A 22,179-nucleotide genomic window follows, 5' to 3' on the forward strand; every position below is an offset into this window, starting at 1 on the left:
TGGGCTAACTTGCGCTTGGTTGGAAATAAGGTTAATATTCTTTTCTCAGACGCGGGGTGGAGCAGTCTGGCAGCTCGTCGGGCTCATAACCCGAAGGTCGTAGGTTCAAATCCTGCCCCCGCAACCAATTTGATGAAGGCCTGGCATTCGCCGGGCCTTTTTCATTTGCGGCGCCGGATTCAAAATAAATAATCGAGCGGTCGGCGTGGCAATTCAAACCCGCGTGGCAGTTCAAATTCGTGCCGCGATTCAAACGCACGCCGCGAGTCAATCCCGCACCGCAGCTCAAACCGGATACCCCCACGCGACGCTCGCCCGGAGACGACCGAGCCGCCGCAAAAGCGGCGACGCAACAGTCAATGTTGGCTTGCGAAATTGTCACTGGGTTCCTGTTTACCGCCACGCCCACACCTCATGGCGCTGCCCTGCGCTAAAACCACCACGCCGGCGCCCGTAAGGCGGAATGCCTGCCGCGGCTGCGCGGCTGCGGCAAAACGTCTGAGCACATTCTGGAAAAGCTGGCACCAGCAACGCTGACGCCTATCGCCAATATGGCCGCGGAACGCGCCGGAACCTCCGGCACCAACCCTTTCCGCGAAGATTGATAGCAAAGACTAGAACCGACGGGCATCGGCCATTGCCGTGCGGCCGAACGCCGCTGCCAGACCGGCTCGCCCCCTTGCGCAAACCGAGCCGGGCTCTGGATTGCGCCGGCCTGCCACCAGGCCGGAACGATTGTTAGGTATTTTTTGGGTCAAAAGCTGGCAAATTATACCGCCATCTATTCAGGCCTCAAGCTGCGGCGTACCCGTTATCGGCCCGCCAACCCGCCGCGCCAGCCTACCCCTCACCCGTCCGCCGCTCAGCCCGCCGGCTTGTCCCACGGCGCCGACCCCAGCCGCTCGGCTAGATAATCCATCATCGAACGCAAAATCAGGGGCATCTGCCGGCGCGAGGCGTACACACCATAAATGCCTAGCTCCTGGGGTTTGCATTGGGGCAGGATGACCTGCAGCTTGCCCGACGCGATGTATTCTGCCGCATAGTACGTGGGCAACATCGCGATGCCCGCCCCTTCCACGGCGGCACTGCACAACACCGAGACTTCGTTGGCACTGATGCTTCCCCCCACGGGCACGTCGACCGGCTCGCCATCGCGCTCGAAACGCCACAGGCTCTTGCCGAAATACGAATGGGTCAGGCAGTTGCGCAACGACAGATCCTCGACGCGCGCAGGCACGCCTTCGCGCGCGAGATATTCCGGGGAGGCGCAGACCACCGATCGGCACACCGCCAGCTTGCGCGCAATCAGATTGGGATCCAGATCATTGGTGATGCGCACCGCGAGGTCGACCCGCTCTTCCACCAGATTGACCGCGCGCTCGACCAGCATCAGGTCCACGGACGTTCCGGGGTGGCGTTTGACGTAGTCGGTGACGGCCGGCGCCAGATGGCGGGCGCCAAACGACATGCTCGTCGTGATGCGCAGCAGGCCGCGCGGCGTATCCTCGGGCGTGGCGACGGCGCTGTGCAGATCGCCGACCATATCCAGCATCTGGCGGCAGCGCGGCAGGGTTTCGGCGCCAGCTGGCGTGAGGCTCAGGCGCCGCGTCGTGCGATGCAGCAGGCGCACCCCAACCCATTGCTCCATCTCGGCCAGGTATCGCGACACCATGGCGCGAGACATGTCCAGATGCACGGCGGCCGCCGACAGGCTGCCCCGATCGGCAACCTCAACGAACACCTGCATGGCTTTCAGTCGATCCATCACTGTCTCGGCAAGTGCATCAGACCGTACCGGTTATACCGTATTTCCGTGCAGCATCCGCAACGGAATATCGATCAATGAAACGGGGTCCTTCGGCGCGATCACGCGGACGATTGGCCTAATGCGTGGCGCACAGCGGCAGCCACGTCCGGCACGACCAAGCCGCGAACGATGAACACCAGCCGCGAGACGCGCACATCATCCGGCCATTCGTTCAAGGACTGCAACGGATACAACTCGCCATGCACGCCATGCACTTCACACGGACTTGATTCACCGGCGAAACACACGATGCCTTTCATCCGGAGCACGCCCGGCCCGTAGCGCTCCTGGATACGCGCGACGCCTGCCAGAAACGCCGCTCGGCTCATCGGCGCTTCCAGCGTGAGCGAAAAACTGCTTACGTCCGCATGCCGTACAGCGGCCGATGACGAGAATGCGCCAAGCCACTTTGCCGTGACCTTCCCATCGCGACGAGCAAGCAGGTCCGGCCCCTGGAGCAAGCCATCGGCCAACGGGGCATCCGGGCGCTGCACGTAGCGCCGCGCGCCAGGATTGATGGCCTCGATCGCCAGTTCGACTTCGTGCAGTTGCGCCGCATCGACAAGATCGGATTTGCTGATTACGACGGCATCAGCAAGCGCAAGCTGCCGGGCCGCCTCGGGCTGCGCGCGCAGCTGTTCCGCGCCGTGCGCAGCCGACACCACGACGATTGCGCCGCGATACGCGTAGCGCTCGGCCAGAAAGCGTTCGTGCTTCAGTGTGAAGAGGATGGGCGCCGGATCGGCAAGACCGCTGGTCTCGATGATGACGTGCCGGAACGGCTTGATCTTGCGCGCGAGCGCCTGCATGAAGAGATCACGCAAGGTGTCGACCACCGAACCGCTGACCACGCAGCACAGGCATCCGCCCTCGACCAGCACAACCTTGTCCGGCGCCAGACGCACCAGATGATGGTCCACGCCGATATCGCCATATTCATTGACGATGACCACCGCGTCGGCATACTCAGGCGCTTGCAGCAGCCGGTTCAAGAGCGACGTCTTGCCGCTGCCCAGAAAGCCCGAGATGACGGTGACACCGATGCGCTTGTCTTGCACCGGCCGGTCGCCCTGCCCGCGTTGATCGCGGCCGCGCTTGTCGTCATTCATGCCGATCGCCTTAGTTGTCGATGCGCACTTGGTAAATACCCATGCTGTGGACCTACACGCACAGAGACGCGAACACCACCGCAAAAACCAAAAGGGCCACTCACTTGCGTGAGCGGCCCAAAATTCTTTTGGCTCCCCGAGCTGGGCTCGAACCAGCGACCTGCGGATTAACAGTCCGTCGCTCTACCGACTGAGCTATCGGGGATCTGCCAAGACCGAAATTATGAACTAAAAATTCGGCGCATGCAAATCTCGTTTTTTTCTGAATTTTTTGCGCTTCTTGTTGCCCATCGCGAAAAAACTCTGATATAGTTTCGGTCTTTCCAGATCGGGCCCTAAAAAAGCCGACGAACTGGAAGAAAAAAGATGTTTTGCTAGCGCTTTCCGGCTTGGTCCAGAAACAAAAGCAAATGGTCTTGCCGGCATAGCTCAGTTGGTAGAGCAGCGCATTCGTAATGCGAAGGTCGTAGGTTCGACTCCTATTGCCGGCACCAGATTTCCAAAAAGCAGCCCTCTCGGGCTGCTTTTTTCATTTCACCCCTGCCCGCCCTCCTCCCCGCCCCGCCACCCCGGCCGGGAACTCGCGCTGATCGCCACGCGTCCAACCCCCTTGGACCATCCCAGCGGAATAAACCATGCGCATTCTTCTCGTGGAAGACGACATGATGATCGGCGAAAGCGTACTGGACTGCCTGCGCGCGGAACACTACGCCGTCGATTGGGTTCGGGACGGCAGCGCGGCGGACTCTGCGCTGCGCACCGATCCTTACGACCTTGTACTGCTCGACCTGGGCCTGCCCAAGCGGGACGGACTGACGTTGCTGCGCGACATGCGCACCCGCAAGGACCGCACGCCGGTGCTCATCGCCACTGCGCGCGACGCGGTCAGCGACCGGATCGCCGGGCTGGACGCAGGTGCCGACGACTACATCGTCAAACCCTATGACGTGGACGAACTGCTGGCGCGCATGCGGGCACTGATCCGCCGCAGCGCGGGCCGGGCCGAGCCCATTTTTGAACACGACGGCGTCACCATCGACCCGCAATCGCACGCCGCCATGGTCGACGGCGCGCCGGTGGCGTTGACCGCGCGCGAATGGGCGGTGCTGGAACCGCTGATCGCGCGGCCCGGCATGATTTTTTCGCGCGCACAGCTCGAGGAAAAACTCTATAGCTGGAAAGACAGCATCAGCAGCAATGCCGTTGAGGTTTATATTCATGGCCTGCGCAAGAAACTGGGTCCCAACCTGATCCAGAACGTCAGAGGCGTCGGCTATGTCATCCCCAAAACATGAGCATTCCGCTTAGCTATTCGCTGAGAGCCCGGCTGCTTTTCTTTCTGCTGGCCGCCATTGCGGTCGGCGCGCTGGTGCAAGGCGCAATCGCCTATCGCAGCACCCTGGCGCAGGCCGACGACATCTTCGACTCGCTGCTGCAGCGCACCGCCCTGTCGTTGGGCACCGGCGACGGGCTGCTGAGCACCGGCCCCACACATGCGCGCGGCGCCGGATCGCCGGTTGCCGATGACCTCATCATCCAGATCTGGACGCCGGACGGCTTGCGCGTCTTCAACTCACGCTCGCGCCTGCGCCTGCCCAGCCAGATCGTGTTGGGGTTTTCCGACGCGAAGCTGGAAGGCGAAACCTATCGCGTGTATTCGCTGGCCACGCCCTTCCAGGTGATTCAGGTGGCGCAGGACATGCGCGTGCGCAAGAACATGGCCAGCGCCCTTGCGCTGCGCACCGTCGCGCCGATCGCCGCCGCCGCGCCGCTGCTGATGCTGATCATCTGGTGCGTCGTCAGTTGGTCGCTGCGTCCGGTCAAGCGCGCGCGCGCCCAGGTGGCCGCTCGCCAGCCCGAAGATCTGTCGCCTGTCAGCGTACGCGGGCTGCCTGATGAAATCCGCCCGCTGGTGCAGGAACTGAACCTGCTGCTCGAACGCATGCGCGGCGCTTTTGCGCAGCAGAAGCAATTCGTGGGCGACGCGGCGCACGAACTGCGCTCGCCGCTGGCGGCGTTGCGCCTGCAGATGCAGGCGCTGCAGCGCGCAGCAGACCCCGCCGCGCGCCAGCTTGCCGAACAGCGCCTGACTGCCGGCATCGACCGCGCGACGCGGCTGGTCGAGCAGTTGCTGTCGATGGCGCGCCAGGAAGGCGCCCAGGAGCAGACGCCGCTGGCGCCGGTGGATCTGGCGGACGTGCTGCGGCAGGCGCTGTCCGAGACACTGCCCGAAGCAAACGCCAAATCCATCGACGTCACGCTGGACGGCGATACGCAAGCGCAGATGCAGGGCAATCGCGATGCGCTGGTGCTGCTGGTGCGCAATCTGCTGGACAACGCAATCAAGCACTCGCCTGCCGGTGGCCGCATCGGGATGCGTCTGGAACACGGCCCGGGCCGCATTTCGCTGATGATCGACGACGAGGGACCCGGCATCCCGGTCCATGAGCGCGAACGCGTGTTCGACCGCTTCTACCGGGCCGAAGGCAACACGACGCATGGCAGCGGATTGGGACTGGCCATCGCACGCACCATTGCCGACCGCCACGGCGCAACCATCACTCTTGAAGACGCGCCGTCCGGCCAAGGCCTGCGGGCGCGCGTCAATTTTCCCGCTTAGCCTGGATTTTTCCCGCTTAAGTTTCCCCTAAGTGTGCGGCCCGAAGATAGCGCCATGTTCCCAACATGATCGCAGGAGCCGACATGAAGACCACGCAAATCAAACCCTCGCGCCTCGTCCTGGCGCTGCTGGCAGCCGGCGCCATTGGCGGTGCAGGCGCAACCGCCTTGACCGGCAGCGTTTCGATGGCTGCCGAAGCCCCCGCCGCCACCGCTGCGTCCCAGCCGATCAGCGCGTCCGTGCCGCCCAACTTCGCGCAGATCACGCGCGAGTCCGGTCCGGCCGTCGTCAACATCAGCGTCAGCGGCACGCGCAAGGTGTCGGCCGCCGAAAGCGACGACCCGTTCGCGCAGTTCTTTGGCCAGGTGCCCGGCGCTCGTGGCCGCGCGCCGGCTCGTGAAGTCCCGATGCGCGGCGAAGGCTCGGGCTTCATCGTCAGTTCCGACGGCATCATCCTGACCAATGCGCACGTGGTCCAGGACGCTAAGGAAGTGACCGTGAAGATGACCGACCGCCGCGAATACAAGGCCAAGGTCCTGGGCGCCGACCCGCAGACCGACGTCGCCGTCATCAAGATCGAGGCGAAGAACCTGCCCGTCATCAAGGTGGGCGACGTGAACAAGCTGCAGGTGGGCGAATGGGTGCTGGCCATCGGCTCGCCCTACGGCCTGGAGAACACCGCCACCGCCGGCATCGTCAGCGCCAAGGGCCGTTCGCTGCCGGACGACACCTCGGTGCCGTTCATCCAGACCGACGTGGCCGTGAACCCCGGCAACTCGGGCGGTCCGCTGTTCAACGACCGCGGCGAAGTCGTGGGCATCAACTCGCAGATCTACAGCCGCACCGGCGGCTTCCAGGGCCTGTCGTTCTCGATTCCCATCGACCTGGCCTACAAGATCAAGGACCAGATCCTTGAGCACGGCAAGGTGCAGCATGCGCGCCTGGGCGTGACGGTGCAGGAAGTGAATCAGGACCTGGCCGACTCGTTCAAGCTGGATTCGCCGTCGGGCGCACTGGTGTCGAGCGTCGAAAAGGGCAGCGCCGCCGAAAAGGCCGGCCTGCAGCCGGGCGACGTGGTGCGCAAGATCGACGGCAAGACCATCGTGTCTTCCGGCGACCTGGCTTCGACGATCACCATGGCCGCCCCCGGCGAGAAGATCAAGCTGGACGTATGGCGCAACGGCGGGCAGAAGGAGATGGTCGCAACGCTGGGTGGCGTGCCCAAGGACAAGACCCAGGCGTCGGCCGACGGCCAGGAAGTGCAGCGCGGCCAGCTTGGCCTGGCGCTGCGCCCCCTGAGCCCGCAGGAGCAGCAGGAGTCGGGGGCGGAAGGCCTGCTCATCGAGCGTTCTGCAGGCCCCGCCGCCAAGGCTGGCATTCAGCCCGGCGACGTGCTGCTGTCCCTCAATGGGGTGCCGGTGCACAACGTCGGCCAGGTGAAGGCCGAGTTGTCGAAGGCGGGCAAGACCGTAGCCTTGCTGGTGCAACGCGGCGAAGACAAGATCTTCGTGCCGGTGCAGATCGGCTGATCAGCCGGGCGTCACTCCGCGTCGGGCTGCTTGCCCGGCGCGGCCGCTTCAAATGCCGGCAGGGCCCGGCACGCCGCGTCGATGCGCAGCACATTGGGCATGGCCGACAGGTCACACTCGAAGCGCTGCGCATTCGCCACTTGCGGCACCAGGCACAGGTCAGCGATGGTCGGCGTGTCGCCGTGGCAGAACTTACCCGTGGCGCGGGAAGCAGCCAGTTGGGTTTCCAACGCTTCAAGACCCTGATGCACCCAGTGCTTGTACCAGGCCGTCTTGGCGGCTTCATCCACGCCCAGCGTGTGCTTCAGATACTTCAGCACGCGCAGGTTGTTGAGCGGATGCGTATCGCAGGCGATGCCCAGCGCCAGATCGCGCACACGGGCGCGGCCGATGGCGTCGGCAGGCAGCAGCGGCGTTTCCGGGTGCGTTTCTTCCAGGTATTCGATGATGGCCAGCGATTGGCCGATGACCGCATCGCCGTCGATCAGCGTGGGAACCAGCGCGGTCGGGTTCACCTTGCGGTAGCCGGCCGACAACTGCTGGCCGCCCTCCTTCAGAAGATGAACCGGCACGGTCTCGTACGGCAGGCCCTTCAGGTTCAGGGCAATGCGTACGCGATAAGCGGCCGAGCTGCGGAAGTAGCTGTAAAGCTGCATGGTGTCTCCTCGGTATTCTTGTGGCGCCGCCCGCGTGGGCGGCGCTTGTTCATTCCAGCGATTCGGTCTGGGCCGCCTTGCGCGACAAGCCCTTGGGCAGCGGAAACGCGACGTTTTCTTCCAGCCCCGGCATCTTGCGCACCGAGACGGCGCCCAGTTCCTTGACGCGCGCGATCACCTGCTGCACCAGCACTTCCGGCGCCGAGGCGCCCGCGGTCACGCCAATGCGCTTGCGGCCGACGAGCCACGCGGGGTCGATGGATTCCGCGCCGTCGATAAGATAGGACGCGACGCCCTTGCGCTCGGCCACTTCGCGCAGGCGATTGGAGTTCGAGCTGTTGGGGCTGCCCACGACCAGCACCAGATCGCATTCCGGCGCCAGGATCTTGACCGCATCCTGCCGGTTCTGCGTGGCGTAGCAGATGTCGCTTTTCTTGGGCTCGGCGATGCTGGGAAAGCGCGCCTTCAGCGCCTGCGACACCGCGGCCGCGTCATCGACCGACAGCGTGGTCTGCGTGACGTAGGCCAGGTTTTCCGGATCGGTGACTTCGAGGCTGGCGACGTCTTCGACGGTTTCGACGAGGTACATGCCGCCCTGCGCCTGGCCCAGGGTGCCTTCGACCTCGGGATGCCCCTTGTGGCCGATCATGATGATCTCGCGGCCGGCGGCGCGCATGCGCGCGACTTCGATGTGCACCTTGGTGACCAGCGGGCAGGTGGCGTCAAAGACCTGCAGCCCGCGCGCTTCCGCTTCAGCGCGCACGGCCTTGGAGACGCCATGCGCCGAAAACACCACGATGGCGCCCGCGGGCGCATCGTCGAGCTCGTCGATGAAGATGGCGCCCTTGGCGCGCAGGTCTTCCACGACGTAGCGGTTGTGAACGATCTCGTGACGCACATAGATGGGCGCGCCGTGCAGTTCGATGGCCCGTTCGACGATATCGATGGCGCGATCCACGCCTGCACAGAAGCCGCGCGGCTGCGCCAGCAGGACTTCGGCGTCGGAGGCGGTGACAGCCTGGCTCATCAAAGCACTCCCAGCAGCGCCACGTCCACTTTCAGGCTGATGCCTGCCAGCGGGTGGTTGAAATCGAATAGCGCGGATTCGTCGTTGATTTCCTTGAGGACGCCCGAATAGCGGCCGCCGTTGGGCGCGGTGAATTCAACGAGGTCGCCGGGTTCGAACGTGGCGTCCTCGCCGGCGTGCTGCGCCAGCATGGCGCGCGTCACGCGCTGGATCAGTTCGGGGTTGCGGTCGCCGTAGGCGTCTGCCGGCTCGATGGTGACGCTGAACTTGTCGCCCTCGGCGCGGCCGACCAACGCGGCCTCCAGGCCAGGCGCCCACTGCCCGCCGCCCATCTGCAACGTGCCGGGACGGCCGTCGAAGGTGTCGGTGAACACCGAACCCGCGCCCGGGCCCGAGGCCAGGGTGATGCGGTAATGCAGCGTCAGGTAGGAATCCGGACGGACCAAAACGTTCACTTCATTAGAGGCGATGCTCACGATCTGCCACCGTATGGGTATTTGAGTAAACCCTGATTTTAGAGCCTCTTATGAAATTGTCCGTCCGGCTGCCAAAACAAGACCGTCCCCGAGAGCGTCTGCTCCGTCACGGGGCCGCATCGATCCAGGATGCCGAGCTGCTGGCCGTCGCGCTGCGCACGGGGATTCCAGGGCTGAATGTAGTGGATCTGTGCCGTCAATTGCTGGACCGGTTCGGCGGGCTGCGCGGGTTGCTGAGCACCTCGCCCCAGGACCTGATGTCCATCGCCGGATTAGGGGCGTCCAAAGCCTGCACCCTGGCGGCGCTGCTGGAACTGGCCCGCCGCGCCATGGAAGAAGACCTGGTCCGGGACACCGCCATGAACCACCCCACCCGAGTGAAACAATATTGCAAGGCGGCGCTCGGCCATCTGCAAGTGGAGCACTGCATCGCCCTGTATCTGGACGCCCAACTGCGCCTGATCGCCACGGGCGAACTGGCGCGGGGCACGCTCTCGCAGGCGGCGGTCTACCCGCGGGAGGTCGTGCGCGAGGCCTTGCGCCACCACGCTGCGGCCCTCATCGTGGCGCACAACCACCCGTCTGGCGTGGCGTCGCCCAGCGCGGCAGACCACGGCTTCACGCGGCACCTGAAGGAAGCCCTGGCGCTCGTGGACATCAAACTGATCGACCACCTGATCGTCGCGGGAGGCTCGGCGGTGTCGCTGGCTGAACTGGGCTGCCTCTGACCGCAACAAGCGCCGGAATTCCGTTAGACTACCGCCCGATATTGTTTTAGGCTTAACCTAATTCCGGCCCTCGCGACCTTTCCTTGCCCGCCATGAAACGCCTGTGGGACATTTCCCCGCCCGTCTCGACGGCATCTCCCGTCTTTCCGGGCGACACGCCGTACCGCCAGCAATGGAAGTGGACGCTCACGCCCGGCTGTCCGGTCAACGTCAGCGAAATCACGATGTCGCCGCACATCGGCGCGCATGCCGACGCCCCGCTGCACTACCAGAACGGGGCCGCAGCCATCGGCGCAGTTTCGCTTGAACCCTTCCTGGGCCCTTGCCGCGTGATCCATGCGATCGACTGCGGCGATCTCATCACGATCGACCATCTAGCCCATGCGGCGCACAACCTGCCGCCCCGCGTGCTGGTGCGCACCGCCAAGCACGCCGCGCAGGACTGGTGGACGGATGACTTCTCCGCCTACGCGCCCCAGACCATCGAATGGCTGGCCGAACGCGGCGTCATGCTGATCGGTCTGGACACCGCCAGCATCGACCCCGCTTCCAGCAAGACCCTGGACAGCCACCATACGATCTTGCGGCACGACATGCGGGTACTGGAGAACCTGGTGCTCGACGACGTGCCGGAAGGCGATTACGAGTTGATCGCCTTGCCGTTGGCGCTGATCCAGGCCGATGCCAGCCCGGTCCGCGCGGTCCTGCGCGAACTGTAGGCTGATTTGCCGGCCCGGGCGCGGCTGCCCGACAGCAGCCGCCCCGCTTGGAGAATCGACCATGCAATTCCTATTCGCGCCCCACTGGCGCGCCCTGCCCGCATCCGCCCGCCGCGCCGCGCCGCCCTGCCACGGAGGCCGCGCATGAGCCAGAACGAACGCCCCGAAGACATCGTCCACCAGGAAAAGGCGCAACTCGATTTCGCGCGCGACATGACCTACGGCGATTACCTGCATCTTGATGAACTGCTCGGCGCCCAGCACCCGATGTCGCCCGAGCACAACGAGATGCTGTTCATCATCCAGCACCAGACCAGCGAGCTCTGGATGAAGCTGATGCTGCACGAGCTGCGGGCCGCGATCGCCAGCGTCGCAGAGGACCGCCTGCAGCCGGCCTTCAAGATGCTGGCGCGCGTCAGCAAGATCATGGAGCAGCTGGTCCACGCCTGGGACGTGCTGGCGACCATGACGCCGCCCGAATACTCTGCGCTGCGTCCCTATCTGGCGCGTTCCAGCGGATTCCAGAGCTACCAGTACCGCCAGGTCGAATTCCTGCTGGGCAACAAGAACGCGGCCATGCTCAAGCCGCATTCGCACCGCGCCGACCTGCTGGCCCAGGTGCAGAGCGCCTACGAGGCCCCGTCGCTGTACGACGAGGCACTGCGGCTACTGGCGCGCAACGGCCTGGATATCCCGGCCGATCACCTGGAACGCGACTGGACCCAGCCGTATCAGGCGTCGGCGGCGGTCGAAGCCGCCTGGCTGACGGTCTACCGCGACACGGACCGCTACTGGGCGCTCTACCAGCTTGGCGAAAAACTGACCGACCTGGAAGACGCCTTCCGGTTGTGGCGATTCCGCCACGTTACGACCGTCGAGCGCGTCATCGGCTTCAAGCGGGGCACGGGCGGCACGTCGGGGGTGGATTACCTGCGGCGCATGCTGGAGGTGGTGCTGTTCCCGGAAATCTGGAAGCTGCGCACGGATCTCTGACATTTGCGTCGCGCTGAAACCCGGGCTGCATGACAGCCCGGGCGCCCATTTGCGGCTGGCCGCAGGCAGGATCGCGTGCTAGAATGCGGGGTTACTTTTTGGATACGTGGCTAGCGCTTGTCGCGCCAAGATCTGGTAGCGAACCGCGGCAGCGGAACCAGGCAGCTGTAGCTGGCGACCCTAACTCTTGAAAAAGACTCGACCGAGTCTAGGAAAGCACCATGAAAGAAGGCATTCACCCCGAATACCGCGAAGTCGTCTTCGCCGACCTGCAAACGGGCAACAAGTTCATCACCCGTTCGACCGTCCAAACGCGCGAAACCGTTGAACTCGACGGCAAGACGTACCCGCTCTTCAAGTGCGACGTGACCTCCGAATCGCACCCGTTCTACACTGGCGCCCAGACCCGCATCGTCGAAACCGGCCGCGTGGAAAAGTTCCGCGCCCGCTTCGCCCGTACGGCTGGCACGGTCAAGTCCGCTTCCTGATCCTGTTGCTCCTACGGGAGTCACAGCAAAAAGGCAGCCTTCGGGCTGCTTTTTTTTCCCCCCTCGACGCCAGAAGGCCGGTCAGGGGGTGGCGCATCCCGACCACTCGGTTACATTAACGCCCGTGTCCCCACTTTCCATTTCCACGCCGGCCCGGCTTACGTCGGTAGCCACCGCAAAACTGCCCCGCCTTATCCTGCTGGGCCTGTCCCTGGCCTACATCGTGGCCGGGCTGTTCATGCGCGACCCGTGGAAAACCGACGACGCCGTCGGACTGGCGACGATGATCACCGCGATCCGCGAAGGCGGCCTGACCTGGCTGCTGCCGCAGGTGGGGCACCTGGCCCACGCCGAGGAAGGTCCGCTGATCACCTGGGTGGGCGCCATCAGCATCTGGCTGTTCGGGCCGTTCATCGGGGACATCACTGCCGGCCGCCTGCCCAATCTGCTGTGGTTCGGCATCACGGCCTCGAGCGTCTGGTACGGCACATATCTGCTCGGCCGCCGGGCCGAAGCCCAGCCGCTGGCGCTGCCTTTTGGCGGGGAACCCGAACCGCGCGACTACGGCCGCATGCTGGCCGACGCCGCCCTCCTTTTGCTGCTTGCCACGGTCGGCATCCTGCAGCGCACCCACGAAACCACCGTCATCCCCGCCATCATGGCCTGCCAGGCGCTTGCGTTCTATTCGCTGGCGCGCACGGTGGATCGTCCCGTCACCGGCTCGACCACGCTGGGCATTGCGCTGGCTGCCAGCTTCCTGACGCGCGGTTGGGTGGGCGCCCTGCCCATCATGGTCGGCGTGGCGCTGGCCTTCTATCCGCGCAGCCAGCTCTGGAAGTGCAAGCGCTGGATGCTGTGGGCCGCGGTGCTGGCCACCGGTCTGATCCTTGCCTGGTGGATTCCCGCCAGCCAGGGCAGCGAGTACTGGATCCGCAACTGGAAGACCTGGAATCTGTCGTCCTTCGCCATCCCTGGCCTGCACGACGCCGCCCGCACGCTACGCGACCTGCCGTGGTACCTGTGGCCGACCTGGCCGCTGGCGCTGCTGGCGATCTGGCGGTGGCGCGCCTGGATCTACGCGCCGCATATCTGGGTGCCGCTGATGCTGCTGGTGTGTTCGGCAGTGATCCTGTTCTTCGTGGATGAGGCCAGCGATTCCGAATTCGTGCTGCTGGCCGTGCCGTGCGCGGTGCTGGGCGCGTTCTCGCTGCCCACGCTGCGCCGCGGCGTGGTGAACACGCTGGACTGGTTTGCCGTCATGTGTTTTTCGCTGACGGTGGCCACCGCCTGGCTCGGCTGGGTGGCGCTGCACTTCCATTGGCCAGCGCAGATTTCCCGCAACATCGCCCGCCAGACCACCGGTTATGAACCCGTGATCTCGTGGGTGGCCTTTGCGCTGGCGGTGCTCTTCACCCTGGGCTGGATCGTCCTGGTCGTCTGGCGGCTGCGCGTGCGCCCCCAGGCGCTGTGGCGCGGCACCGTGCTGTCGGCTGGCGGCCTGACCGTGACGTGGATCCTGCTCGTGCTGTTGTGGCAACCCGCGGTGGACTACGCACGCAGCTATCGCACGGTGTCCGGCCAACTGGCCCAGGCCATCGCGCAGCACAAGCGCCCAGGCGAGTGCATCCGGGGGCTCAGCCTGGGCAGCGGGCAGCGTGCCTCGTTCCTGATCTTCAACAACCTGTCGTTCCCGTTCGACACGCGCTGCACGCTGGTCCTGCAACAGACCACCAACCAGAGCCTGCGCGACGGCACGGCCGCGTACAGCGAAGGCGCCGAAGTCCTCTGGCAAGGCGGCCGCCGCGCCGACCGTTCCGAAGTCTTCCGCCTGCTGCGAACCGGCGTCAAGCCATGACCGCCGCGATTGGGGCGCCGATGACCTTCGGCGCCACCCTGCGCGGCATCGCCAAGCAGGCCTGGCCCGTCCTCATCAGCCAGTGGGCCAGCATCTCTTTCGGGGTGCTGGACACCGCCATGACGGGACACTCCAGCCCCGACGATCTGGCGGCGATGGCGCTTTCCGCTTCCATCTACATCACCGTCTTCGTCGGCCTGATGGGTGTCGTGCACGCCCTGATCCCGATCCTGGCGCAGCAGTTCGGCGCCGGCAACAACGCGGAAGTCGGAAAGAGCTGGGGCCAGGGCGTGTGGCTGGCGCTCGGCCTGTCGGTCGTGGGCGCCGCGCTGATGCTGTTTCCGGACATGTGGCTCTTCATGTCGGGGGACGTCGCCCCGGGCGTACGCGACCGCATCGCGTCGTACCTGCAGGCACTGGTGCTGGCCCTGCCCGCCGCGCTGGTGTTCCGCACGATCTACGCGCTGGGCACCGCGGTGTCGCGGCCCAAGCTCGTCATGGCCATCAACCTGTCCATCATCGGCTTCAAGGCGCTGTTCAACTGGCTCTTCATCTACGGCAAGCTGGGCCTGCCGGCGATGGGCGCGGCCGGTGCGGGGCTGGCGACAGCCGTGGTGTCGTGGATGAGCCTTGGCCTGGGTCTGTGGGTGATCACGCACGATCGCTATTACCGCCGCTTCCAGCTTCGCATCGGCAAGCCGGACTGGAAGGCGCTCAAGGAACTGCTGCGCCTGGGCATCCCGATGGGCGGCTCGTACCTGGTCGAGGTCTCAGCGTTCACGTTCATGGCGCTGCTGGTGGCGCGCGAGGGCACCTTCGTGACCGGCGGGCATCAGATCATGTCGAACCTGGCCGCCCTCTGCTACATGATGCCGATGGCGCTGGGCGTGGCGACCGCCGCGCTGACGGCGCAGGCCATCGGCGCGGGCAATTACGCGCATGCCCATCGCACCGGCATGGCCGGTCTGGCGCTGGGTCTGATCGGCGCGCTGCTGACGGCTGCGGTGCTGCTGATCGGCCGTCCGCTGATCCTGGCGGCCTACACGGACGACGGCGCGGTTGCCGCCGTCGCAACGACGCTACTTGCCGTGCTGCCGCTCTTTCACCTCTTCGATTCGATGCAGTGCATCAACTCGTACCTGCTGCGCGCGTACAAGATCGCGGTCGTGCCGCTGATCCTGCAGACGGTCGCGCTGGCGGGCGTGGGGCTGGTAGGGGGCTGGTGGTTTGGGTTTGGTCCCGGCCGGGGCGGGATCGACGATCTGCGCGAAGTGCTGGTGCCGGGCTCGCCGCAGGGGGCCGGCAGCATGTGGCTGATGGCCATGTTCGGGCTGGCTTTGTCGGCGGTCCTGCTGCACCTCTGGTATCGGCGCATACTGCGGACGGTGGGGCGATAAAGGTCGCGAAATGAAGAAAGGCAGCCGGTTGGCTGCCTTTTTTGCGTAGGGACGCGCCCTCTACTTCGGACGCTTGTCGATCACCCGGCGTGCCTTGCCGGTCAAGGTGCGTTCGACATGCCCGGCATCCGACACCTGGATCCGCGCGCTCACGCCGATGTGCGTCTTCACGGCATGCTGCAGCTGCTTGCCCAGATTGGCGCGTTCGGCGTCGGACAGGCCCGAGAACTCGGCGCGCACTTCAGTCAGGATTTCCAGTTCGTCCATGTTGCCCGACCGGGACAGCACCAGCTGATAGTGCGGCGCAAGCTGCGCGATCTTCAGGACCAGTTCTTCCACCTGCGTGGGGAACATGTTCACCCCACGAACGATCAGCATGTCGTCGCTGCGGCCGGTGATCTTGCCGATGCGACGCATGCTGCGCGCGGTGGGCGGCAACAGGCGGGTCAGGTCGCGCGTGCGGTAGCGCACGATGGGCATCGCTTCCTTGGTCAGCGACGTGAACACCAGTTCGCCAGGTTCGCCGTCGGCCACCGGTTCGCCGGTATCCGGGTTGATGATCTCGGCGTAGAAGTGATCTTCCCAGACCACCGGACCGTCCTTGGTCTCGACGCATTCGCTCGCCACGCCCGGGCCCATCACTTCAGACAGCCCATAGATATCGACCGCGTCGATGCCCGCTTCGGCTTCGATGTCGGCACGCATCTGGCCGGTCCACGGCTCGGCGCCGAAGATGCCGATGCGCAGCGAGCTTTGACGCGGGTCGATGCCCTGCCGGCGCTGCTCTTCCAGGATGTTGCAGAAATAGGACGGCGTGACCATGATGATGTCCGGACGGAAATCATTGATCAGTTGCACCTGCTTTTCGGTTTGCCCGCCGGACATCGGAATGACCGTGCAACCCAGGCGCTCGGCGCCGTAGTGCGCGCCCAGGCCGCCGGTGAACAGCCCGTACCCATAGGCCACGTGCACGGTATCGCCGGGCTTGCCGCCTGCGGCACGGATGGAGCGCGCCACCAGGTTGGCCCAGTTGTCCAGGTCGCCCTGGGTGTAGCCGACCACGGTCGGCTTGCCAGTCGTGCCGCTGGACGCATGAATGCGCGAGATGCGCTCGCGCGGCACGGCGAACATGCCGAACGGATAGTTCTCGCGCAGTTCCTTCTTGGTCGTGAACGGGAACTTCGAAATATCCGACAACTGCTTCAGGTCGTCGGGATGCACGCCGGCTTCGTCGAACGCCTTCTTGTAGTGCGGGACGTTTTCGTACGCATGCTTGAGGGTCCACTTCAAGCGATCGAGCTGCAGGGCCCGCAGCTCGTCCTGGCTGGCATGCTCGATAGGATCCAGTCCCGGCTTGCTCATGGTGTTGGGCATGATGATGTCTCTCTTCTCTTTGGTACGGTGCAGCAGTCAGGCGTCCGTGGGCGTCCCGACGATCTGGCCCTTGATGCGGTAGGAACGCCCCCTGAACAAGGCCACGTTGCGTCCATCCTGATTGGTGACGGTGACGTCATAGACGCCGGTGCGGCCGGCCAGCGAACGCTCCTGGGCGACGGCAGTCAGCAGGTCGCCTTCGAATCCCGGCGCCAGATAGTCGATCGTGCAGCCCGACGCCACCGTGCTGACGTTGCGCGAATTGCATGAAAACGCGAACGCGCTGTCGGCCAGGGCGAAGATAAAACCGCCATGGCAGGTCTTGTGGCCGTTCAGCATGTCGGGCCGAACGCGCATGGTCAGCCGCGCATAGCCCGGCGCCATTTCCTCGATCTTCATGTCCAGGCCTTGCGTGGCCGCGTCGCCGGCATACATCACCGAGCCCACGGCCTGCGCCAGCGCCTGCGGGTCGGTCGGCACTTCAACGGGGGGAACGTGCACGCTCATCATTGCCCCTTGAACTGCGGTTCACGCTTGCCAAGGAACGCGGCGACGCCTTCGGCGTAGTCCGCGCTCTGGCCCAGTTCGCGCATCATGTCGCGTTCCAGGTCGAGCTGCGTGGACAGGTCATTGGACAAGCTGGCCTGCAGGGCGCGCTTGGTGAACGCCAGGCCTTTGGTGGGCGCGGCCGCGAAATGCGTGGCCAGGCGATCGAGCGTGGCGTCGAATTCCTCGTCAGCCACGCACTGCCAGATCAGGCCCCACTCTTCTGCCTGCTTGGCGCTGAGCTTGTCGCCCAGCATCGCCAGGCCCATGGCCCGCGCGCGGCCCACCAGACGCGGCAGCACGAACGTGCCGCCCGTGTCGGGGATGAGGCCCAGGCGGCAGAACGACTGGATGAAGCTGGCCGAGGCCTTGGCGATGACGATGTCGCCCGCGAAGGCCAGATTGGCGCCCGCGCCTGCCGCGACGCCATTGACGCCCACCACGACCGGCATGGGCAAGGCATTGAGGCGGCGCACCAGCGGGCCGTAGAACTTGTCGACGGTCTCGCCCAGGTCGGGCGGCGTGCCGTCCGGCGCGGGCTTGCGCTCGCTCAGGTCCTGGCCGGCGCAGAAGCCGCGGCCCGCGCCGGTCAGCACCAGCACGCGCGCGCCTTCGGTTTCGACGCGGGTCAGCGCGTCGGCCACTTCGGCGTGCATGTTGGCCGTGAAGCTGTTCAGCTTGTCCGGGCGGTTCAGCGTCAGGCGCGCAACGCCGCCGGACAGGTCGAATTGAATATCCTGATAGCTCATCTGCGATCGCCCGGCTTAGATGTGACGGCGGGTTTGCACCACGCGGAAGCGGTTCGAGACAAACGCCGTGTCCGACAGCGCGGCATTGGCCGCCGGATTGGCGCCGGTGCCGTGGAAGTCGCTGAAGGCGGCGGTCTGGTTGACGAACACCGCGCCCGTCAGGTTCAGCGAGAGCGACACGCCCGAGACTTCGGCGGCATCCTGCACCTGCTCGGCCACGCGATCATCCGTCGTGTAGGCCGACAGCGACAGCGCGCCGTGCTTGATGACGCTGTCGCGCGCCAGCTGGATGCTGTGCGCGGTGGAATCCGTGGCGACGACAAACGCGATGGGGCCGAACCACTCTTGGCCCAGCGCCGCATTGCCGGCCTCGGTGCGCAGCAGCAGCGGCGTGCGCACGCGGGCATTCTCGAACTGGGGATGCGCCAGCGTCTTGCTGTCCGCCACGACGGGCAGACCCAGCGCACGGGCCTTCTCGATGCGTTCGACGATGCCTTCGTTCTGGATGGCGCCCGTCAGCTCGACGGCCTTGGCGGCGTCGGCGCCCACCTTTTCCAGCGCCACGCCCAGCGCGGCGGCTACGTCGTCGAAGCTGACACGGCCTTCCGGCGTGTTGATGCCGTCGCGCGGCACGTAGATGTTCTGCGGCGCGGTGCACATCTGACCGGAATACAGGGCCAGCGAGAACGCCAGGTTGCGGGCCACGCCCTTCAGATCGTTCGTCGAATCGATGATGACCTGGTTCACGCCGGCCTTCTCGGTGTAGACCTGAGCCTGGCGCGCATTGTTTTCGAGCCAGTCGCCGTTGGCGGTGCTGCCGGTGAAGTCAACGATCTTGACGGCCGGGTCCAGCGCCAGCTTCTGCGCGGTGTCGTCGCCTGCCTCGTGGGCGGCCAGTTGCACGACGTCGGGATCGAAGCCCGCTTCCTGCAGCACTTCGCGCGCCACCTTCACGGTGATGGCCAGCGGCAGGATCGCGCCCGGGTGCGGCTTGACGATGACGGTGTTGCCCGTCGCCAGGCTGGCGAAGAGGCCCGGGTAGCCGTTCCACGTCGGGAAGGTCGAGCAGCCGATCACCAGCGCGACGCCGCGCGGCACGACGGTGAACTGCTTTTCCATGCGAATGGGATCGTTCTTGCCCTGCGGCTTTTCCCAGACTGCGATGCCCGGGATGCGCGACATTTCCTGCCAGGCGTAGGTCACGGCTTCAAAGCCGCGGTCCTGCGCGTGCGGGCCGCCGGCCTGGAAGGCCATCATGAAGCCCTGGCCCGTGGTGTGCTGGACCGCGTAGGCGATCTGGAAGCTGAGCTTGTTCAGGCGCGCCAGGATTTCCAGCGACACGCCCACCCAGGCGTGGGGACCGGCGCGGCGCCAGTCTTCGAGCGCGCGTTTGGAGGCGGCGATCAGCTTGTCCGCCGGCACGCGCGGATACGTGATGCCCAGGTCGAAACCATAGGGAGATTTTTCGCCGCCCACGACGCCGTCGGCATCATGCAGGTTCAGCGGAAAGGGCTTGCCCTGAAGCGCTTCGAAGGCAGCGCGGCCTTCGTCGTTGGCGGTCTCGCCGTAGTTACGCGGACTGGGCGACTCGGCAAACGGGCTCCAGTAACCGCGCAGCGCGGCGGCAGCCAGGGATTGTTCCAGCAGGGGCTGGTGACGTTCGAAGAATTTCTGGGACACGCTCGTCTCTCCAATAAGTTTTGAATGCTTGCCTGGCGTGCGCCGGGTCAGGTTTCCTGGTCGAAGTCGATGACCAGCCGGTCGCTGACCGGGAAGCTCTGGCAGCTCAGGATGAACCCGCGCGCGACTTCATAATCTTCAAGGGCGAAGTTGGCGTCCATGTCCACCTCGCCTTCGATCACCTTGCAACGGCAGGTGGAACATACCCCGCCCTTGCACGAATACGGCAGTTCAATGCCCTGCGCCAGCGCCGAATCCAGCACGCTGTCCTTGTTCTTGTCGATGACGAACATGCGGCTGTGTCCGTCCTGCACCACGGTGACTTCGCACTGCCCCTTGCCAGGCGCCTGCGGGGCGTCCTGGCCGGTGCGCAGCGCACGCGGCCCCTTGGGTGCGCCGAAGAGTTCGAACTTGATGTTCGACTTGGGGATGCCGCGCGCCTGCAACCGTTCGACCACGCTCTCGGTCATGGTCTGCGGACCGCACACAAAAGCGTAATCGATATCCTCGGGGCTCATCCAGGCCGACATCAGCTGGTCGACCTTGTCGCCATCCAGGCGGCCGTTGAAGAGCTCGATGTCCTGCGTTTCGCGGCTCATCACGTAGACCAGCGAAAAGCGATCCATGTACAGGTTCTTCAGGTCCTCGATTTCCTCGCGGAACAGCACCGCGGACGACGCGCGGTTGCCGAAGAACAGCGTGAACTTGCTGCGCGGCTCGGTCGACAGCGCCGTCTTGACCAGCGAAAACACGGGGGTGATGCCGCTGCCCACGGCAAACGCCACGTAGTGGCGCTGGTTCTCGGGCGAGAAGTCCACCGTGAAGTTGCCCGCCGGCGCCATGACCTCCAGGGTCTGGCCGGGCTGCAATTCGTGATTGGCCCAGCTCGAGAACACGCCCTCGTCGACCTTCTTGATCGCCACGCGCAAGAGCTTGTCGTGCGGCGCCGAACAGATCGAATACGAACGGCGCAGTTCTTCGCCATTGAGCTGGGTGCGCAGCGTCAGGTATTGGCCGGGCAGGAAGGCGAACTCGTTCGTCAGCGTGTCGGGCAGATCAAAGGTCACGACCACGGCATCGCGCGTATTGCGCGCCACGGACGCCACCTTCAAAGCATGGAATTGGTTCTGGCTCATCTCGAAACCACTCTTTAGTGAGTCTTGAAATAATCGAAGGGTTCGCGGCACGAAACGCAGCGATACAGCGCCTTGCACGACGTCGACCCGAAATTGCTGACCAGCCGCGTGTCGCGCGAGCCGCAGCGCGGGCAGGCGATGGCCGGGGCCGCCGTGCGGCGGCTGATGCCCGAAATGTCGATGGCGCGTTCAGCGGGCGCGGCGATGCCGTAGCCCTCGAGCGCCTCGCGCCCTTTTTCGCTCATCCAGTCGGTCGTCCAGGCGGGCGCGAGACGCGTCTCCACCCGGACCTCGGACACGCCGTGGCGTTCGAGCGTCTGGCGGATGTCCTGCGTGATCTCGCGCATGGCCGGGCAGCCCGAATAGGTGGGCGTGATGACGACGACACAGGCGTCACCCTCCCACGACACTTCACGCACCACGCCCAGGTCCACCACGGACAGCACGGGGATCTCGGGGTCCGGGACCTCCTGCAGCCAGGCAAAGACCTGGTCGGCGGAAATGGGCGCCAGCGCGTTCACCACGTGGCTCCCGGGTAGGCGCGGTGCAGATGCTGCATCTCGGCCAGCACGTAGCCCAGCGCCTCGGTGTGCTTGCCCTGCCGGCCGCCGCGATGCGCGGCGTGGTTGCCGGCGGCTTCGTCGGGAACGGTCAGCGTGGCTTCTTCCAGCACTTCCCGCACGTGTGCAAGCCACGGCTGGCGCAGCGCGGACAGGGCACAGCCGATACCGCGCGCCGCGACGTCCTGGTCGATGTCGTCGTCGGTGAAGAGCTCGCCTGTGAAACGCCACGCGTCATCGATAGCGGCCTGCATCTTGGCGTGGCTTTCCGCCGTGCCATCGCCCAGGCGCACCACCATGTCCGAGGAGCGGCGCACGTGATAGGTCACTTCCTTGAGCGACTTGGCCGCGATGGCCGCGACACGCTCATCCGTGGACGCCTCCAGGCGCTGCAGCAGGAAGTAGTGCCAGACGTCGAACAGGAACTGCCGCGCCATGGTGTCGGCGTAGTTGCCGTTGTCGCGCTCGACCAGCAGCGCGTTGCGGAACTCGTGCGTGTCGCGCAGATAGGCCAGCGCGTCCTCGTCGCGGCCCGCGCCTTCGACCTCGCCGGCCAGCGTCAGCCACATGCGGGCCTGGCCCAGCAGGTCGAGCGCGGTATTGGTCAGCGCCAGGTCCTCTTCCAGGATGGGACCGTGGCCCGTCCAGGCGCCCAGCCGCTGCGACAGGATGAGCGACGTGTCGCCCAGGCGCAGCAGGTATTCAAACAATGCTTTGTCCATGTCTC

21 protein-coding genes and 3 tRNA genes are annotated in these 22,179 nt (G+C 65.3%); 11 read left to right on the forward strand and 13 right to left on the reverse strand.

The genetic code is table 11. The annotated features are described in order from the left end of the window. Positions 1 to 50: 50 nt before the first annotated feature. Positions 51 to 127, forward strand: a tRNA-Met gene (locus tag MHZ91_RS03100). Between the two features lie 735 nt (positions 128 to 862). On the opposite strand, the gene MHZ91_RS03105 is transcribed toward MHZ91_RS03100, so the two are convergent. The 3 genes from MHZ91_RS03105 to MHZ91_RS03115 form a co-directional block, all read right to left on the reverse strand. Next, positions 863 to 1,768: a LysR family transcriptional regulator gene (locus tag MHZ91_RS03105; protein ID WP_175124693.1), complete on the reverse strand. Its 906-nt coding sequence runs from the start codon at positions 1,766 to 1,768 to the stop codon at positions 863 to 865. Positions 1,769 to 1,869: 101 nt separating this feature from the next. Further along, positions 1,870 to 2,919, reverse strand: a complete 1,050-nt coding sequence (locus MHZ91_RS03110) for a GTP-binding protein (RefSeq protein ID WP_239212407.1) — start codon at positions 2,917 to 2,919, stop codon at positions 1,870 to 1,872. A gap of 129 nt (positions 2,920 to 3,048) precedes the next feature. Further along, positions 3,049 to 3,124 (reverse strand) — tRNA-Asn (locus tag MHZ91_RS03115). 213 nt (positions 3,125 to 3,337) lie between these two features. On the opposite strand from MHZ91_RS03115, the gene MHZ91_RS03120 reads away from it, so the two are divergent. The 4 genes from MHZ91_RS03120 to MHZ91_RS03135 all read left to right on the forward strand — a co-directional run bounded on the left by MHZ91_RS03120 (position 3,338) and on the right by MHZ91_RS03135 (position 7,068). Then, positions 3,338 to 3,413: transfer RNA gene (locus MHZ91_RS03120), tRNA-Thr, on the forward strand. A gap of 141 nt (positions 3,414 to 3,554) precedes the next feature. Next, positions 3,555 to 4,214: a response regulator gene (locus MHZ91_RS03125; protein WP_175124695.1), complete on the forward strand. Its 660-nt coding sequence runs from the start codon at positions 3,555 to 3,557 to the stop codon at positions 4,212 to 4,214. Next, complete coding sequence (locus MHZ91_RS03130) at positions 4,211 to 5,539, forward strand: ATP-binding protein (RefSeq protein ID WP_175137487.1); 1,329 nt, start codon at positions 4,211 to 4,213, stop codon at positions 5,537 to 5,539. The genes MHZ91_RS03125 and MHZ91_RS03130 overlap by 4 nt, the downstream gene beginning before the upstream one ends. An 83-nt stretch (positions 5,540 to 5,622) precedes the next feature. After that, positions 5,623 to 7,068 carry a DegQ family serine endoprotease gene (locus MHZ91_RS03135; RefSeq protein ID WP_175124697.1) on the forward strand — a complete coding sequence of 482 codons (1,446 nt, stop codon included), beginning with the start codon at positions 5,623 to 5,625 and terminating at the stop codon, positions 7,066 to 7,068. 11 nt (positions 7,069 to 7,079) lie between these two features. Here the strand turns inward: MHZ91_RS03135 and maiA are convergent, their stop codons facing one another. Genes maiA through MHZ91_RS03150 form a run of 3 tightly spaced genes read right to left on the reverse strand, consistent with a single transcriptional unit; the run spans position 7,080 to position 9,227 of the window. After that, positions 7,080 to 7,724 carry a maleylacetoacetate isomerase gene (gene maiA / locus MHZ91_RS03140; RefSeq protein WP_175137486.1) on the reverse strand — a complete coding sequence of 215 codons (645 nt, stop codon included), beginning with the start codon at positions 7,722 to 7,724 and terminating at the stop codon, positions 7,080 to 7,082. 49 nt (positions 7,725 to 7,773) lie between these two features. After that, a complete protein-coding gene (gene ispH, locus MHZ91_RS03145) occupies positions 7,774 to 8,751 on the reverse strand; it encodes a 4-hydroxy-3-methylbut-2-enyl diphosphate reductase (RefSeq protein WP_175124699.1) in 978 nt (325 codons plus the stop codon). Then, positions 8,751 to 9,227 carry a peptidylprolyl isomerase gene (locus tag MHZ91_RS03150; protein WP_175184333.1) on the reverse strand — a complete coding sequence of 159 codons (477 nt, stop codon included), beginning with the start codon at positions 9,225 to 9,227 and terminating at the stop codon, positions 8,751 to 8,753. Before MHZ91_RS03150 ends, ispH begins: the two co-directional genes overlap by 1 nt. A gap of 50 nt (positions 9,228 to 9,277) precedes the next feature. On the opposite strand from MHZ91_RS03150, the gene radC reads away from it, so the two are divergent. The 6 genes from radC to MHZ91_RS03180 all read left to right on the forward strand — a co-directional run bounded on the left by radC (position 9,278) and on the right by MHZ91_RS03180 (position 15,407). Beyond that, a complete protein-coding gene (radC, locus tag MHZ91_RS03155; protein WP_175124701.1) occupies positions 9,278 to 9,955 on the forward strand; it encodes a DNA repair protein RadC in 678 nt (225 codons plus the stop codon). Between the two features lie 92 nt (positions 9,956 to 10,047). Continuing rightward, positions 10,048 to 10,674 (forward strand): arylformamidase, encoded by a 627-nt coding sequence (gene kynB, locus MHZ91_RS03160; RefSeq protein ID WP_175124733.1) that lies wholly within the window; start codon positions 10,048 to 10,050, stop codon positions 10,672 to 10,674. A gap of 144 nt (positions 10,675 to 10,818) precedes the next feature. Further along, positions 10,819 to 11,667 carry a tryptophan 2,3-dioxygenase gene (gene kynA, locus MHZ91_RS03165; RefSeq protein ID WP_056567541.1) on the forward strand — a complete coding sequence of 283 codons (849 nt, stop codon included), beginning with the start codon at positions 10,819 to 10,821 and terminating at the stop codon, positions 11,665 to 11,667. A 221-nt stretch (positions 11,668 to 11,888) separates the two neighbouring features. After that, a complete protein-coding gene (locus tag MHZ91_RS03170; RefSeq protein WP_008164119.1) occupies positions 11,889 to 12,155 on the forward strand; it encodes a type B 50S ribosomal protein L31 in 267 nt (88 codons plus the stop codon). A 124-nt stretch (positions 12,156 to 12,279) separates the two neighbouring features. Beyond that, the gene (locus tag MHZ91_RS03175; protein WP_175124702.1) at positions 12,280 to 14,010 is read left to right on the forward strand and encodes a glycosyltransferase family 39 protein; all 1,731 of its coding nucleotides are present in this window, start codon (positions 12,280 to 12,282) and stop codon (positions 14,008 to 14,010) included. After that, positions 14,007 to 15,407, forward strand: a complete 1,401-nt coding sequence (locus MHZ91_RS03180) for an MATE family efflux transporter (protein ID WP_239212409.1) — start codon at positions 14,007 to 14,009, stop codon at positions 15,405 to 15,407. The genes MHZ91_RS03175 and MHZ91_RS03180 overlap by 4 nt, the downstream gene beginning before the upstream one ends. A 60-nt stretch (positions 15,408 to 15,467) precedes the next feature. Here the strand turns inward: MHZ91_RS03180 and paaK are convergent, their stop codons facing one another. Genes paaK through paaC form a run of 7 tightly spaced genes read right to left on the reverse strand, consistent with a single transcriptional unit; the run spans position 15,468 to position 22,174 of the window. Further along, positions 15,468 to 16,781, reverse strand: a complete 1,314-nt coding sequence (paaK, locus tag MHZ91_RS03185) for a phenylacetate--CoA ligase PaaK (protein WP_175124704.1) — start codon at positions 16,779 to 16,781, stop codon at positions 15,468 to 15,470. A gap of 36 nt (positions 16,782 to 16,817) precedes the next feature. Further along, positions 16,818 to 17,288 (reverse strand): hydroxyphenylacetyl-CoA thioesterase PaaI, encoded by a 471-nt coding sequence (gene paaI / locus MHZ91_RS03190; protein ID WP_056569414.1) that lies wholly within the window; start codon positions 17,286 to 17,288, stop codon positions 16,818 to 16,820. Next, a complete protein-coding gene (gene paaG, locus MHZ91_RS03195) occupies positions 17,288 to 18,076 on the reverse strand; it encodes a 2-(1,2-epoxy-1,2-dihydrophenyl)acetyl-CoA isomerase PaaG (protein WP_239212411.1) in 789 nt (262 codons plus the stop codon). Before paaG ends, paaI begins: the two co-directional genes overlap by 1 nt. A gap of 15 nt (positions 18,077 to 18,091) precedes the next feature. Next, positions 18,092 to 19,756, reverse strand: a complete 1,665-nt coding sequence (paaN, locus tag MHZ91_RS03200) for a phenylacetic acid degradation protein PaaN (protein WP_175124706.1) — start codon at positions 19,754 to 19,756, stop codon at positions 18,092 to 18,094. A 47-nt stretch (positions 19,757 to 19,803) separates the two neighbouring features. Then, a complete protein-coding gene (paaE, locus tag MHZ91_RS03205; protein ID WP_175124707.1) occupies positions 19,804 to 20,892 on the reverse strand; it encodes a 1,2-phenylacetyl-CoA epoxidase subunit PaaE in 1,089 nt (362 codons plus the stop codon). Between the two features lie 14 nt (positions 20,893 to 20,906). Then, positions 20,907 to 21,413 (reverse strand): 1,2-phenylacetyl-CoA epoxidase subunit PaaD, encoded by a 507-nt coding sequence (gene paaD / locus MHZ91_RS03210; RefSeq protein ID WP_239212423.1) that lies wholly within the window; start codon positions 21,411 to 21,413, stop codon positions 20,907 to 20,909. Then, the gene (paaC, locus tag MHZ91_RS03215) at positions 21,410 to 22,174 is read right to left on the reverse strand and encodes a 1,2-phenylacetyl-CoA epoxidase subunit PaaC (RefSeq protein WP_239212424.1); all 765 of its coding nucleotides are present in this window, start codon (positions 22,172 to 22,174) and stop codon (positions 21,410 to 21,412) included. The genes paaD and paaC overlap by 4 nt, the downstream gene beginning before the upstream one ends. Between the last annotated feature and the right edge of the window lie 5 nt (positions 22,175 to 22,179).

This window comes from Achromobacter sp. ACRQX, assembly GCF_022346505.1.
GTDB classification, from domain to species: Bacteria; Pseudomonadota; Gammaproteobacteria; order Burkholderiales; family Burkholderiaceae_B; genus Achromobacter; species Achromobacter animicus.

Bases quoted from the DNA above. Each gene is read 5' to 3' on its own strand.
- kynB (WP_175124733.1), top strand. From the start codon at position 10,048: ATGAAACGCCTGTGGGACATTTCCCCGCCCGTCTCGACGGCATCTCCC.
- MHZ91_RS03110 (WP_239212407.1), bottom strand. From the start codon at position 2,919: ATGAATGACGACAAGCGCGGCCGCGATCAACGCGGGCAGGGCGACCGG.
- paaG (WP_239212411.1), bottom strand. From the start codon at position 18,076: ATGAGCTATCAGGATATTCAATTCGACCTGTCCGGCGGCGTTGCGCGC.
- MHZ91_RS03170 (WP_008164119.1), top strand. From the start codon at position 11,889: ATGAAAGAAGGCATTCACCCCGAATACCGCGAAGTCGTCTTCGCCGAC.
- MHZ91_RS03105 (WP_175124693.1), bottom strand. From the start codon at position 1,768: ATGGATCGACTGAAAGCCATGCAGGTGTTCGTTGAGGTTGCCGATCGG.
- maiA (WP_175137486.1), bottom strand. From the start codon at position 7,724: ATGCAGCTTTACAGCTACTTCCGCAGCTCGGCCGCTTATCGCGTACGC.
- ispH (WP_175124699.1), bottom strand. From the start codon at position 8,751: ATGAGCCAGGCTGTCACCGCCTCCGACGCCGAAGTCCTGCTGGCGCAG.
- kynA (WP_056567541.1), top strand. From the start codon at position 10,819: ATGAGCCAGAACGAACGCCCCGAAGACATCGTCCACCAGGAAAAGGCG.
- paaI (WP_056569414.1), bottom strand. From the start codon at position 17,288: ATGAGCGTGCACGTTCCCCCCGTTGAAGTGCCGACCGACCCGCAGGCG.
- MHZ91_RS03135 (WP_175124697.1), top strand. From the start codon at position 5,623: ATGAAGACCACGCAAATCAAACCCTCGCGCCTCGTCCTGGCGCTGCTG.
- MHZ91_RS03180 (WP_239212409.1), top strand. From the start codon at position 14,007: ATGACCGCCGCGATTGGGGCGCCGATGACCTTCGGCGCCACCCTGCGC.
- radC (WP_175124701.1), top strand. From the start codon at position 9,278: ATGAAATTGTCCGTCCGGCTGCCAAAACAAGACCGTCCCCGAGAGCGT.
- paaK (WP_175124704.1), bottom strand. From the start codon at position 16,781: ATGCCCAACACCATGAGCAAGCCGGGACTGGATCCTATCGAGCATGCC.
- MHZ91_RS03125 (WP_175124695.1), top strand. From the start codon at position 3,555: ATGCGCATTCTTCTCGTGGAAGACGACATGATGATCGGCGAAAGCGTA.
- paaC (WP_239212424.1), bottom strand. From the start codon at position 22,174: ATGGACAAAGCATTGTTTGAATACCTGCTGCGCCTGGGCGACACGTCG.
- paaE (WP_175124707.1), bottom strand. From the start codon at position 20,892: ATGAGCCAGAACCAATTCCATGCTTTGAAGGTGGCGTCCGTGGCGCGC.
- MHZ91_RS03130 (WP_175137487.1), top strand. From the start codon at position 4,211: ATGAGCATTCCGCTTAGCTATTCGCTGAGAGCCCGGCTGCTTTTCTTT.